We start from the raw sequence: 13,453 nt of genomic DNA, 5'->3' as shown, positions 1-13,453 counted from the left end.
AGGGTTTTTTTAGTTATACGTTTAAATTTTTCCACATTTTGTTATAATAGCCTTCCTTAGATAAAAGTTCTTGATGCGTTCCTGTTTCAACAACTTCCCCTTTTTTAAGTGCAATTATTTTGTCTGCTTTAATTATAGACTGTAATTTGTGGGCAATTATTATTATTGTTTTTCCTTGTGATGCTAAAGCATCGATAAGATCTTTAATGACCAATTCAGATTCTGAGTCTAGAGCAGAAGTGGCTTCGTCTAGAATTAATATTTCAGGCTCTTTATAAAGTGCTCTAGCAAACGCTATGCGTTGTCTTTCACCTCCTGAAAGATTGGCTCCGAATTCACCAAGATAGGTTTCGAAACCATTAGGTAATGATTCTATAAACTCATACGCACCTACTTGTTTACAAACTTTGATAATTTTTTCCATATTCGGTTTGTATTCTCCTATAGCAATATTTGAAATGATGGAACCATCAAATAATTCTACATTTTGGGGAACTGTTGTTACTAGGCTATTAATACTCTCTTTGGTGATGTATTTTAAATCGTAATCCCCGATTAAAATTTTACCTTCTGTAGGCTGATAAACACTTTGTATAAGCGAAGCAATAGTACTCTTTCCGCTTCCACTTTCGCCTACCAAGGCTGTAAATTTTCCTCTTGGGATATTTAAGCTAATATTTTTAAATATATCTCTACCTAATTCGTAATGGAAACGTACATTATCAAATTGAATATCTCCAAACGAGTGCTCAGAAATTGAGATATTGGCTTCGTTAGCCTCCGTTTCTAAATCCATGATTCCAAATAACCGGTCTGCTGCAATCATAGCATTTTGAATGGATTTATTAGTGCCAATTAATTGCGAGGCTGGCCCCGTGAAATACCCTATAATAGAGTAAAAAGAAAATAATTCTCCAGGGGTTATTTCTCCATCAATAACGTAATAGGTTCCTGCCCAAAGTAGTATTACAGTAAAAATTCTAGAAATAAATCCTGTTGAGGTACTGGAAAAAATGTTATTAAGACCAGATTGATATACCGTTTTTAGTAGATCTATAAATTTTAATTCGGTTTTATTTTTTGAAAACTCTTCTAAGGATAAGCGTTTAACGGTTCCAATGTTTTTTATAGACTCTACCAATTGAGATTCAAGTAATGCATTTTTTTCCATAACTTGACGCTCTACCTTTTTATTTAAATTGTTTACTATATAATAAATTATAATATACAATGGAATAATTAGCGTTATTATCGCAGCCAGTTTCCAGTAGTATGTATACATAAAAACAAATGAAAAAATAACGATAAATACATTTACGATTATGCTTAAGGCCGTTTCATTAATAAGTAGTCTTATTTTTACAGCATCTCCTATTCGTGACATGATTTCACCAATTCTCATTGTGTCAAAGAATTTTTGTGGCATAGAAAAGAGGTGTTTATAATAGCCTAAAATAAGTCTAGAATCTATTTGCTGGCTGGTTTTTAACATAAAGACATCCTTTAAAGCACCAAAGATAAATTGAAGAATAATGCACGCTATAACTATAATGCTCATTAGGTTAAGTAGGCTCTTATTGCCGCTAACAAGTACAAAATCTGTTATTTTTTCTATGTATATGGATACCGAAAACCCTAATAAGGTATAGATGATAGAGCCTATAAGCGCTTGAACCAATATGTGTTTATGAGGATTTAGAAGAAAAGCCATCCGCTTTAAATTTGAGAATTTCTCATTACGCTCTTTAAAAATATCTTCATCCGGAATTAAAATTAACATATAGCCCGTAAATATTTTTTTGAAGGCTTCTATTGTTTTCTTTTCTAATTTACCCGTTGCAGGATCCATAACTTTTACATAGTCTTTAGTTACTTTGTAAATAACCATATAATGTGGAAACTCATGTTCTTCGAGTTTAATCATTACATGCGCAATGGCTGGTAATGGAATGTCTTCTAAACTTTCAATAGAGGCTTTAACTCCTTTTGCAATAAAGTCTAATTTTGTTGCGGCCTCACGAAGCCCTAAAAGGGATGTTCCTTTTTGACTAGTATTCGCATACTGGCGAATTCTAGCAATAGGGAGGCTTAATTTATAATGTTCTGATATAGATGCTAAACAAGCTGCACCACAGTCGGTAAAATCGTGTTGTTTTATTTCTATTTTACTCATTGTCGTTGTTGTAAGGGTTAAACCAATCGTCTATGCTATCAAATAGCAATTGGAAAAGGCTTCTTTTAGTTAAGAAAAAGCGACTAGTAACCGTCATTCCTTTTTTTAGAGTTCCAGTTGCACCGTTACTAAGTGATAACTTTTTTTCTTTTAATGAGCTTCTAACTTTAAAAATGGAAGCATTGTTATAGGTAACAATATCCTTTCCAACCTCTGTTATCTTTCCGCTAGCAAATCCCCATTGATTTGAATTATAGGAATCTACTTGGTATTTTGCTGCAATACCTTCTTTAATATAACCTATATCTGTTGGTGAAATGTAAGATTCTATAATAAGGTTTTTATTAGGTGAGATATTAGCCAAGTTGCTTCCGGTATTAACAATACTTCCAGTATTAAACCCTTGTACATTTATAAGTTCTCCATCTATAGGAGCAAGTAAAACATACATATTCTTTTCTTCTGCCAATTGTTTTTGGTTAGAATTCAAATTATCTAAAGATTGGTTGTAATCGACCAATTCATTTTGCCACGATAGTTGTGTTTGCTTTACAGTTATTACTTTATTGTCCTTGGCTTTATTTAATTTAAATAAAGCTTCGTCATATTCAACTTTTGCAATAACATCTTTATTAAATAGTTGCTTGGCAATATTAAAATCTTCGTTTGCTCTTTTTATTTCTGTATCAATATTTTGTAACTCCTGTTGATAACGGATTCTTTCTTTTCTGTACTTACTTGTTTCGAGTTTGGAAAAGCGCCCTTTAAGTAAATGTTCTAGATCAATGATGAAGTTTTCAGCATCTTGTTTTTGAGTAATCAATAATTTATCTTTTTCGTCTAGAATTTTTTGATCAATAATTAATAACGTATCGCCTTTATAGACCGCTGCGTTCTCAGAAAGGTTAAAGTAAGTGATGCGACCTCTAGAAGGTGCAGAAAGTGTTACTGGATTCTCTTCAGATGTTATGATTCCTCTACTGGTAGTATATATGTCTACATATATAAATGGAAGTGCTATAAATGTACCCAACAAAGCAATGAATATAAGCCAAAAAATAAGATTACTTTTTTTACTATGTTTTGCAATATGATATTCTACTGTATTATGGAGTATGTCTTCAGGAAAGATATTATTTTCTTCCATAATTCAATCGTTTTAAATATTTAATGTTTATTAGCGTTTTAGATTGAACCTTTTCAACGAAATAATCGTATAGTATTAAATATGTCATTTGCTTGAGTTTTGATTCAAAGCAAAGTATTATTAAGTATAAAAACAAGGGATTACAGCTTGTTTTTATAAAATAAAGCTGTTATAAGTTGTCTTAAGTGTTTGTTTATAAGCAAGTAATATGTTTGTTCTTAAAAATGTCAAATTGAATAAAAAATACTTGTGATTGATTATATTTGTAATGTGATTTTATTATGAAAGAAAAGAAAAAGATTCCATTAAAGCGGAAATTACTTCATAAATATCGTTTAGTGATATTGAATGAAGACACTTTTGAAGAACGTATATCGTTTAAACTAACAAGGTTAAATGTATTTGTTTTAATTAGCATATCCTCCATATTGTTAATTACTTTTACAACGCTATTAATTGCTTTTACACCTTTAAGAGAATACATACCAGGGTATTCATCTACAGCGTTGAAAAAACAAGCTGTAGAACTTAACTATAAAACCGATTCTCTTCAGCAAGTTATTCGGTTAAATGAACAATATTATGGGTCTATTAAAAAGGTGTTGAAAGGCGAAGTGAGCACTGTTGCGTTTAATAGAGATTCTATTATTTCTGCAGCCAGTATTGATATTAATGAGGTTGATTTAGACCCGATAAAAGAAGATTCAATATTAAGAGAAAAAGTAAATAAAGAAGATAAATATAATTTGTTTGAGACAGCAAAATCTAAAGCTAATTTTGTTCTTTTTCCTCCTGTAAATGGAACGATTAGTGCCGCTTATAATGTTAAAGAAAAACATTATGCCGTAGATGTTGTTGTTGCAGAAAATACACCAGTTAAAGCTGCTGCAGATGGCACCGTTATTTTTGCTGAATGGACCACTGAAACAGGTTTTGTTATTATAATAGAACATAGTTACGGTTTAATTTCGGTATATAAACACAATGCTTCATTAACAAAATCACAAGGAGATTTAGTTAAATCAGGAGAAGTTATTGCTACTGCTGGTAATACGGGAGAGTTAACAACAGGACCGCATTTACATTTTGAATTATGGAGTGATGGTTATCCTGTGAATCCAACTAATTTTATAGATTTTAAATAAAAAAATGATATCATTAAAATCTGCATTAGCAAAACCCTTTGCAAAACGCATTAATAAAACGATTCAAAAATGGGCAAATGCTCCAATTGAAACACAAGAAAGAGTATTTCGAAAGTTAATAGAAGAAGCGAAATTTACAGCGTTTGGTAAAGCGCATAATTTTGAAACTATTAGATCTTATGAAGATTATGCTAAACATGTCCCTATTAGAGATTATGAAGGGTTAAGGAGTTATGTAGATAGAGTTGTTTCTGGAGAAGCAGATGTGTTATGGAAAGGAAAGCCGTTGTATTTTGCAAAAACATCCGGGACTACTTCTGGAGCAAAATATATTCCTATTACTAAAGAAAGTATGCCAAGTCACATTAATGCCGCTAGAAATGCGATTTTAATGTATATTAATGAAACAGGAAACACAAAATTTGTCGATGGAAAAATGATCTTCCTGCAAGGGAACCCAACTTTAAAGAAAGAAAATGGGGTGCAATTAGGACGATTATCAGGTATTGTGGCGCATTATGTGCCGAAATACCTTCAAAAAAATAGAATGCCTTCTTGGGAAACCAATTGTATTGAAGATTGGGAGACAAAAGTCGATGCTGTTGTATCAGAAACCCTTCCTGAAAATATGACTGTGATTTCTGGGATCCCATCATGGGTACAAATGTACTTTGAAAGGCTTCAGCAAAAAACAGGAAAAAAAGTAGGAGACATATTTAAAAATTTTAATTTGTTTATTTATGGTGGGGTTAATTATGAACCATATCGTGCTAAGTTTGAAAATTTAATAGGACGTAAAGTCGATAGTATAGAGCTTTATCCTGCTAGTGAAGGTTTTTTTGCCTTTCAAGATAAGCAAGGCGAAAAGGGGATGTTGTTACAATTAAACTCAGGAATGTTTTATGAATTTGTTACTGCCGATACTTTTTTTAATGAAAATCCAGAACGTATAACAATAGGTGATGTTCAGGTTGGAATTAATTACGTCATGATAATTTCTACCAACGCGGGACTTTGGGCATATAATATTGGTGATACAATTCAGTTTACAAGTATAAAGCCATATCGCATTATTGTCTCAGGACGAATTAAGCATTTTATTTCTGCTTTTGGAGAACATGTTATAGGGAAAGAAGTGGAATATGCTTTAGAAGAAGCTTTAAAAGGGACAGCAGTTAGAATAAATGAATTTACAGTAGCCCCACAAATAACGCCAGAATCAGGTCTGCCTTATCACGAATGGTTTATAGAATTTGAGAATGCACCAGATGATATTGCAGCTTTGGAATTAAAAATTGATAAAGCTTTACAAAAACAAAATAGTTATTATTTAGACTTAATAGAAGGTAAAATTTTACAAACATTAAAGGTTTCTAAGGTTAAAAAGAAAGGGTTTCAGAATTATATGAAATCTATTGGAAAACTTGGCGGACAGAATAAAATCCCTCGACTTTCTAATGATAGAAAGATAGCAGATGCTTTACAAGACGGAATTATTCATAAATAATAGTATCTTTACGCGTTAAATATAAAATATGAGTCAAACAGCACATCATGAAAGATCGAGAGCTCAAGAGAGTTCGAATGCAATAGAGAGAATGTACATCACTATGCGTCATTTGTTTAATCGTGGTTTTTATAAGCCTATGGGAATTTCAGGGGAAACTCTACGCGAAGCTCTTTTAGTTTTAAGGCCAGAAATTTATGGGTCTATAGCTGAAGAAAAAGCCGAATTAGAGGGGCTTTTATATGTAATTGATAGATTACCTGCGGGAATTGAAGAATGTCGTTTTATAAACTTAACTAGTGATGAAGGGTATGCTAATTCACATTTTGAAGTTATAATACCACCTAAAAGGAGACGTAATTGTTATCGTATAGACGAAGAACAAATGAATATCGAAATTACGCGTGGCCGTTCTGAGATTTATGATATTTTAACACATTTAACTTTTCTTTTTATAGAGTCTCATAAAATTAGTAAACGTGTCGTTATTAACGATGAAGGGCATACAACTCGAGATTGGTTGAAATTGGAAAAAGCTGTTTTATCTAAAAAGAAACTAACACAAAAAGAACGAGAAGTTGCCATTACGCATACTGCGAATATTTTAGGAAGAACTTTTCAAGAATTGTCGGCAGTGTATTCTACGTTTTCGACCAAGGCATCACCAGAACGTTTGCTGCATATTGTGTATTGGTTAGGTAAATTAGCGATAGATGAGGTGGTTTACAATAATAAGCGAACGGTTACCTTTAGTCCAGTATTGCGAGAGCGATTAGGGCACCATATTCATGGTGAAATTTGGGCGAATACTATAAAAGAAACATTAAAAAAGCATCATTTATTAGAACGTCCAATTCATATTATTAGCGCCAATTTACATAGTGTAATGAATACGCTATATGCACCATTAGCATTAAAAAGCTTAGTCTCTAAGAAAGATGTATTCGATGTTTATGAAGATTTAAGCAATAGCGAAAATGAAACCTTACGTAACAAAGTAACACATAAAGCGTTACAGCAAGGTATGATATACATAAAAGATAGCTCAGGTACAAATATCGATGTTCAGATTTTCGATACAGAGAAATTGAATCTAAGCGAACTGGGATTAGAGTTAAATACGCAAAAAGAGACTTTAGTAAAACCTGTTATTTTTGTAATGGATTATGCTTTTGGAGAGCAGGCTTATGAGACTATAGACGAGTTATTAAAGCCGTATTTAGATAAGTCTGAAGTGACGCATTTAAATATAGAGTCTATTTCCATAATGGGAAAAGCGGGTATTTTAGAAGGCGGTAAAGGCGATATAATGATCCCTTCTGCGCATATTTTTGAAGGTACAGCAGGAAATTACCCATTTAAGAACGAATTGAGTAAATCGGATTTAGAAGGGCAAGGTGTTGAGGTCTTTGAAGGTTCTATGGTTTCTGTTTTAGGAACCTCTTTACAGAATAAAGATATTTTGAAGTTCTTTTTTAACTCAACATGGAATGTTATTGGGTTAGAAATGGAAGGTGCACACTATCAAAAAGCAATACAGGCAGCTTCCAAAGTAAGAGGAAGTATCAATCCAAATGTAAAGGTGAGATACGCTTATTACGCTAGTGATAATCCTTTGGAAACAGGAGGAACATTAGCATCAGGTGGTTTAGGTACTTCTGGGGTTAGGCCAACATACCTAATAACAAGAAAAATATTACAACAGATATTTAATAAAACTATTTAATCATAATTATGAGCAAAGAATTGCCATCAAACAGAAACACAGGAGAAGAAATTGATCTAATTGTATTTTTTAATTTAATAGGAAATGTGTTTACAAGATTTTTTAATTTTTTAGGCACAATCTTTAAGACTATTTTTTCTATATTTATTTATGCTATCAAGGCATTTATAATCAATTGGAAGCTCATAATAAGTGTTGTACTCGTTACAGGAATGTTAGGCTTTTTTTTAGAGCAAAAAAAGCAAAAAATTTATAGCTCAGAGATGCTAGTAAAGCCTTATTTCGATTCTAAATACCAATTAGTTTCTAATATTAATTATTATAATGCTTTAATTAATAATAAAAATTACAAGGCTTTAGAAGATATCTTTAACTTTCAAGAGACTAAAGTTGATGTAAAGGAAATTAAAGCATTTATAATAGAACCTGGGCCAGAAACTGAAAATAATAAAATATTAAGTTATCAAAATTTTCTAAGAACTATAGATAGTTCTGGAGTACAAAGCATTTCTTTTGATGATTACATAGCAAATAGAAATATTTATTCTGGAGATTTATTTTTAATAACAGCAGAATCCTATAAAAAAGATATTTTTAAAAATCTAGAGAATGGAATTAATTCAGCCTTTACTAATAGTTTTTCTGAGAGAAAGAAAAAGAAAGAAAATGAATTATACATATTAGAAAAAAGAAACATTGAAGAAAATTTAAAGGAAGTAGATTCTTTGCAGCGCATATATATTGATGTTTTACAGCAGGAAACGAAAAGTCAAAGTAAGGGTCTTAGGCTGTCAGCAACATTCCCTTTACAGCAAGAAAAAGCAGAAACTAAAGAATACGAATTGCTAGAAAAAGAAATAAAATTGAGGGAACAAATGAGAACATTAGAAGAGAAAGCTATTTCTAAAGATGTTTTTGTAGATGTTATTTCTAGTTTTCAAAATGTAGGTAACGAGCGTATTAAGTTGTTAGAGAGATATTCTTTAGTGTTCCCTGCGATCTCTTTTATAATGTTATGTTTATTTTTTGCAATGAAAAAAATTATAGTATATGTGAAAAATTATGAGAATTAAAAGCATATTAATTACTGGAGGCGCTGGATTTATAGGTTCAAACTTTATATCTTTTTTTTTAAAAGAAAATAAAGATGTAGCCATTGTGAATATAGATAAATTAACGTATGCCGGAAATTTAGCTAATTTGAATGAAATAGAAGATTATAATAATTATACTTTTATTGAAGGTGATATTTGTGATCGAGAACTAATAGAAGAACTTTTTAAAAAGTACTGTTTTCAAGGAATCATTCATTTTGCTGCAGAATCTCATGTAGACAATTCTATAACTAATCCTGGAGCTTTTGTAAACACTAATATTTTAGGAACATTTAATCTGTTAGAAGTTGCAAAGAAATATTGGTTAGATAGTTTTAATAAGGTAAAAGAAGGGTTTCAAAATAGTAGATTTCATCATATTTCAACAGACGAGGTATATGGTACACTTGGATCGCATGGTTTATTTACAGAGAAAACACCCTATGCGCCAAATAGCCCATATAGCGCATCAAAGGCTTCTTCTGATTTTATGGTTAGGAGTTATTTTCATACCTATGGAATGAATGTTGTGACTACTAGTTGCTCTAATAATTACGGGCCAAAGCAACATGATGAAAAGTTAATACCAACAATCATTAGAAGCGCATTATCTGGTGAGCAAATCCCTATTTATGGGGATGGAAAAAATATAAGAGATTGGTTATATGTTTTAGATCATTGTAAAGCAATAGATCTCGTTTTTAAAAAAGGTAAAGCGGGAGAAACATATAATGTAGGAGGTCGTAATGAGAAAAATAATTTATTTATCGTAGATAAAATATGTAGTATTTTAGATGAAATAAAACCAACAGATAGTTCTTATAAAAACCTAATTACATTCGTGCCAGATAGACTAGGCCATGATTTTAGATATGCGATAGATGCTTCTAAAATAGAAAATGATTTAGGATGGAGAGCCGATGAAAATTTTGAATCAGGTATAAAGAAAACAATCAATTGGTACTTAAAGAAGTATGTTTAATATAAAATGAAAGGTATAATCTTAGCAGGCGGATCAGGTACACGGTTACATCCTTTAACATTGGCTGTGAGTAAGCAATTAATGCCTATTTACGATAAACCGATGATCTATTATCCTTTATCTACTCTAATGTGTTCAGGAATAAAGGATATACTTATAATATCTACACCATCAGATCTTCCTCTTTTTAAAGCCTTGTTGGGGGATGGAAAAAAATTTGGTTGTAATTTTCAATATGAAGTACAAGAAGCTCCTAATGGTCTTGCTGAGGCTTTTATTATTGGAGAAGAGTTTATTGGTGACGATAAAGTAGCACTAATATTGGGCGATAATATTTTTTATGGAACGGGTTTAGAAGTGTTACTGCAAGCGAATAATAACCCTAATGGAGGGATTATTTATGCTTACCACGTTCTTGATCCAGAACGTTATGGTGTTGTTGAATTTGATGATGAGGGTAAAGCAATATCTATTGAAGAGAAACCATTAAAACCTAAATCAAATTATGCTGTACCTGGCATTTATTTTTATGATAATGATGTTATAGATATCGCTAAAAACATAAAACCAAGTTGTAGAGGTGAATTAGAGATTACAGATGTTAATAAAGCATATTTAAAGCGAAAAAAATTAAAAGTAAGTGTTCTTGATAAAGGCACTGCATGGTTGGATACAGGGACATTTAATTCGTTAATGCAAGCTTCTCAATTTGTTCAAGTAATAGAGGAGCGGCAAGGGCTTAAAATAGGTGCGATAGAGGAAGTTGCTTACAGAATGGGCTATATAGATAAAAGACAGTTAAACAAACTTATAGAGCCACTAATTAAGAGTGGTTATGGGAAACATTTACTTAGCATTTTAGATAAATAAAACTTTTATAAACAGAATGAAAGTTATCCAAACTAAACTTAGAGGTTGTCTTGTTTTAGAACCAAGGATTTTTAAGGATTCAAGAGGGTCTTTTTTTGAGAGTTTTAATAATAAGATTTTCAATGAGGTAACTAAAACGAATACCATTTTTATTCAAGACAATGAATCTTATTCTAAGAAAGGGGTTTTAAGAGGGCTACATTATCAGAAAGGCGAATTCGCTCAAGCAAAATTGGTACGTGTTATTAAAGGGAATGTTCTTGATGTTGCTGTAGATATTAGAAAGGGATCTATAACTTTCGGACAATATTTTTCAGTAGAGTTGAGTGGAGAAAATAAAAAACAATTATTCATGCCAAGAGGATTTGCTCATGGTTTTATTGTATTAAGTAAAACTGCTATTTTCTCTTATAAATGTGATAATTATTATAATAAAGAATCTGAAGCTGGTATTATATATAATGATTCAGATTTAAATATCGATTGGCAATTATCAAAAGAGGAATTTTTAGTTTCTGAAAAAGATATAATCCTTCCAACATTTAAAAATGCTACTTTACCATGATGACTAATGTTTTAGTAACCGGGGGGAAAGGACAATTATCTCAAACTATTAAGGGATTATTCAATGAGAATAAAGATAATATACAATTTACTTTTATAAGTAAAGAAGAACTAGATATTACAGATCAAATAGCTATAACTAAATATTTCTCAAAAAACAGTTTCGATTATTGTGTAAATTGTGCAGCTTATACAAACGTTGAAAAAGCAGAAGACTTATCAAATATAGCATTTCAAGTAAATGCAGAAGCAGTAAAATATATAGCAAGAGCGTGTAAAAAAGAAAAGATCACATTGATACATATTTCTACAGATTATGTTTTTGATGGAACAAAGCAAACACCATATTTTGAAACAGATAAAACAAATCCAATAAATGAATATGGTAAATCAAAGTTAAAAGGAGAACAATATATTTCTGAAATATTGAAAGAACATTTCATAATAAGAACGTCTTGGTTGTTTTCTTCATATGGAAAGAACTTCGTTAAAACCATAGTTAATAAAATAAATGAAAACGCTGATTTAAAAGTTACTATTGCAGAAACAGGAACACCTACTAGTTGCATAGATTTAGCTAAAGTTATTTATAATATAATAAAACTAAAAAATATACCTTATGCAACCTATAATTATAGTAATGAAGGAGAAGCTACTTGGTATGATTTTGCAAGAGAAATAGCAACTAACTTTAAGGGGTATGATTTAAATAAATTATCACAAGTACCTTTTTTTAAAACAAAAGCGACTCGTCCTAAATATAGTGTTTTATCAAAAGACAAGTTTTTAAAAAACACTAATACTATAAATAATCATTGGAAAAAAGCACTAGAAGAGGTAATTAAAACATTAAAAAATGAATAATAATATAGCTATAATAGGATTGGGTTATGTAGGCTTACCGTTAGCTGTTGCCTTTTCAAAAAAGAAATTTAATATTATAGGATTTGATATTAATAAATCAAGGATAAAAGAACTTAAAAGGAATAAAGACCACACTTTAGAAGTGTCGTCAAGAGAATTAGAAGCTTCAAAAACATTACAATTCACCAGTTTTGTTGAAGATTTAAAACAAGCAAACATATATATAGTAACAGTTCCAACACCAATTACAAAGCATAAATCACCAGACTTAACACCAATAATTAAGGCAAGTGAAACAATAGCTAAAGTTTTAAAAAAAGGAGATATTGTAATATATGAGTCTACTGTTTACCCAGGATGCACTGAAGAGGTTTGTGCGCCTATATTAGCTAAAAATAGTGGACTTAAGTTTAATAAAGATTTTTTCTGTGGATATTCACCAGAGCGCATTAATCCGGGAGACAAAAAGCATACTATTACTAATATTATTAAAGTAACTTCAGGGAGTACTAAGGAAATAGCTACAAAAGTTGATGATTTGTATAAATCAATTATTACAGCAGGAACACATAAAACATCATCAATAAGAGTTGCAGAAGCAGCTAAAGTTATAGAAAACACGCAACGTGATTTAAATATTGCATTTATAAATGAGCTTGCTATTATTTTTGATAAACTTGAAATAGATACAACAGAAGTGTTAGCTGCTGCTGGAACTAAATGGAATTTTTTACCATTTACTCCAGGATTAGTTGGAGGACATTGTATAGGTGTTGACCCTTACTATCTTACACACAAAGCTGAATCTGTTGGTTATCATCCAGAAGTAATATTGGCTGGAAGGAGAATAAACTCAAGTATGGGTATGTTTGTAGCTAATAAATTAGTTAAACTGTTTGCAAATAATGGAAATGAAATAAAGGGAGCTAATGTCTTAATATTAGGGATTACATTTAAAGAAAACTGCCCAGATATTAGAAATACAGGAGTCATTAATGTTATTGATGAGTTAAAAGAATTTGGAATGCAAGTAGATGTTTATGATTCTTTTGCAGACGAAATAGAAGTTAAGAAAGAATATAATATTGATTTAATTCAAGAAATATCTAAAGACTATAAAGCTGTTATTTTAGCTGTAAAGCATGATAGATTTAATAGATTGGATTGGGAAAAATTAGTAACTAAAAACACTGTGGTATTCGATTTAAAAGGTTTTTTACCTGAAAATATAGTAACTGCAAGGCTTTAAAATGTAAGAAAGTTTCCTATAGATAAATTTCTAATGGTAAAACGCCAATTAAAAACACACTTTAATCGGTTAATCGTAAGTTTATTTTATATAAAAGAAAAAAATCTGTTTAAAAATACTACTTTTGCAGTC

11 protein-coding genes are annotated in these 13,453 nt (G+C 30.9%); 9 read left to right on the top strand and 2 right to left on the bottom strand.

What is annotated here, in order from left to right; all coding sequences use genetic code 11:
• Nucleotides 1-13: 13 nt before the first annotated feature.
• Nucleotides 14-2,173 carry a peptidase domain-containing ABC transporter gene (locus AC2D8I_RS04880; protein ID WP_484704872.1) on the bottom strand — a complete coding sequence of 720 codons (2,160 nt, stop codon included), beginning with the start codon at nucleotides 2,171-2,173 and terminating at the stop codon, nucleotides 14-16.
• Nucleotides 2,166-3,320, bottom strand: coding sequence for an HlyD family secretion protein (locus AC2D8I_RS04875; protein WP_484704871.1), 1,155 nt, complete (start codon nucleotides 3,318-3,320; stop codon nucleotides 2,166-2,168). Before AC2D8I_RS04875 ends, AC2D8I_RS04880 begins: the two co-directional genes overlap by 8 nt.
• Before the next feature lie 281 nt (nucleotides 3,321-3,601).
• On the opposite strand from AC2D8I_RS04875, the gene AC2D8I_RS04870 reads away from it, so the two are divergent.
• Genes AC2D8I_RS04870 through AC2D8I_RS04830 form a run of 9 tightly spaced genes read left to right on the top strand, consistent with a single transcriptional unit; the run spans nucleotide 3,602 to nucleotide 13,321 of the window.
• Nucleotides 3,602-4,465 (top strand): M23 family metallopeptidase, encoded by an 864-nt coding sequence (locus AC2D8I_RS04870; RefSeq protein ID WP_484704870.1) that lies wholly within the window; start codon nucleotides 3,602-3,604, stop codon nucleotides 4,463-4,465.
• 4 nt (nucleotides 4,466-4,469) lie between these two features.
• Nucleotides 4,470-5,972: a GH3 family acyl-acid amido synthetase gene (locus AC2D8I_RS04865; protein ID WP_484704869.1), complete on the top strand. Its 1,503-nt coding sequence runs from the start codon at nucleotides 4,470-4,472 to the stop codon at nucleotides 5,970-5,972.
• Nucleotides 5,973-6,000: 28 nt separating this feature from the next.
• Nucleotides 6,001-7,698, top strand: coding sequence for a DUF6909 family protein (locus tag AC2D8I_RS04860; RefSeq protein ID WP_484704868.1), 1,698 nt, complete (start codon nucleotides 6,001-6,003; stop codon nucleotides 7,696-7,698).
• 8 nt (nucleotides 7,699-7,706) lie between these two features.
• On the top strand, nucleotides 7,707-8,771 hold the full coding sequence (locus AC2D8I_RS04855; RefSeq protein WP_484704867.1) for a hypothetical protein: 1,065 nt from the start codon (nucleotides 7,707-7,709) through the stop codon (nucleotides 8,769-8,771).
• Nucleotides 8,767-9,774: a dTDP-glucose 4,6-dehydratase gene (gene rfbB / locus AC2D8I_RS04850; RefSeq protein ID WP_484704935.1), complete on the top strand. Its 1,008-nt coding sequence runs from the start codon at nucleotides 8,767-8,769 to the stop codon at nucleotides 9,772-9,774. The genes AC2D8I_RS04855 and rfbB overlap by 5 nt, the downstream gene beginning before the upstream one ends.
• A 6-nt stretch (nucleotides 9,775-9,780) precedes the next feature.
• Entirely contained in the window at nucleotides 9,781-10,644 is an 864-nt protein-coding gene (rfbA, locus tag AC2D8I_RS04845; RefSeq protein ID WP_484704866.1) for a glucose-1-phosphate thymidylyltransferase RfbA, read from the top strand.
• A gap of 16 nt (nucleotides 10,645-10,660) precedes the next feature.
• Entirely contained in the window at nucleotides 10,661-11,209 is a 549-nt protein-coding gene (gene rfbC / locus AC2D8I_RS04840; RefSeq protein WP_484704865.1) for a dTDP-4-dehydrorhamnose 3,5-epimerase, read from the top strand.
• On the top strand, nucleotides 11,206-12,072 hold the full coding sequence (rfbD, locus tag AC2D8I_RS04835; protein WP_484704864.1) for a dTDP-4-dehydrorhamnose reductase: 867 nt from the start codon (nucleotides 11,206-11,208) through the stop codon (nucleotides 12,070-12,072). Before rfbC ends, rfbD begins: the two co-directional genes overlap by 4 nt.
• Nucleotides 12,065-13,321, top strand: a complete 1,257-nt coding sequence (locus tag AC2D8I_RS04830; protein WP_484704863.1) for a nucleotide sugar dehydrogenase — start codon at nucleotides 12,065-12,067, stop codon at nucleotides 13,319-13,321. Before rfbD ends, AC2D8I_RS04830 begins: the two co-directional genes overlap by 8 nt.
• The last annotated feature ends 132 nt before the right edge of the window (nucleotides 13,322-13,453 follow it).

Source organism: Lacinutrix sp. YIN62 (assembly GCF_057219185.1).
This window is presented reverse-complemented; position numbering and strand designations above follow the sequence as displayed.

Coding starts and splice junctions, on each gene's coding strand:
- AC2D8I_RS04880 (WP_484704872.1), bottom strand. CDS start 2,173: ATGAGTAAAATAGAAATAAAACAACACGATTTTACCGACTGTGGTGCA.
- AC2D8I_RS04875 (WP_484704871.1), bottom strand. CDS start 3,320: ATGGAAGAAAATAATATCTTTCCTGAAGACATACTCCATAATACAGTA.
- AC2D8I_RS04870 (WP_484704870.1), top strand. CDS start 3,602: ATGAAAGAAAAGAAAAAGATTCCATTAAAGCGGAAATTACTTCATAAA.
- AC2D8I_RS04865 (WP_484704869.1), top strand. CDS start 4,470: ATGATATCATTAAAATCTGCATTAGCAAAACCCTTTGCAAAACGCATT.
- AC2D8I_RS04860 (WP_484704868.1), top strand. CDS start 6,001: ATGAGTCAAACAGCACATCATGAAAGATCGAGAGCTCAAGAGAGTTCG.
- AC2D8I_RS04855 (WP_484704867.1), top strand. CDS start 7,707: ATGAGCAAAGAATTGCCATCAAACAGAAACACAGGAGAAGAAATTGAT.
- rfbA (WP_484704866.1), top strand. CDS start 9,781: ATGAAAGGTATAATCTTAGCAGGCGGATCAGGTACACGGTTACATCCT.
- rfbC (WP_484704865.1), top strand. CDS start 10,661: ATGAAAGTTATCCAAACTAAACTTAGAGGTTGTCTTGTTTTAGAACCA.
- rfbD (WP_484704864.1), top strand. CDS start 11,206: ATGATGACTAATGTTTTAGTAACCGGGGGGAAAGGACAATTATCTCAA.
- AC2D8I_RS04830 (WP_484704863.1), top strand. CDS start 12,065: ATGAATAATAATATAGCTATAATAGGATTGGGTTATGTAGGCTTACCG.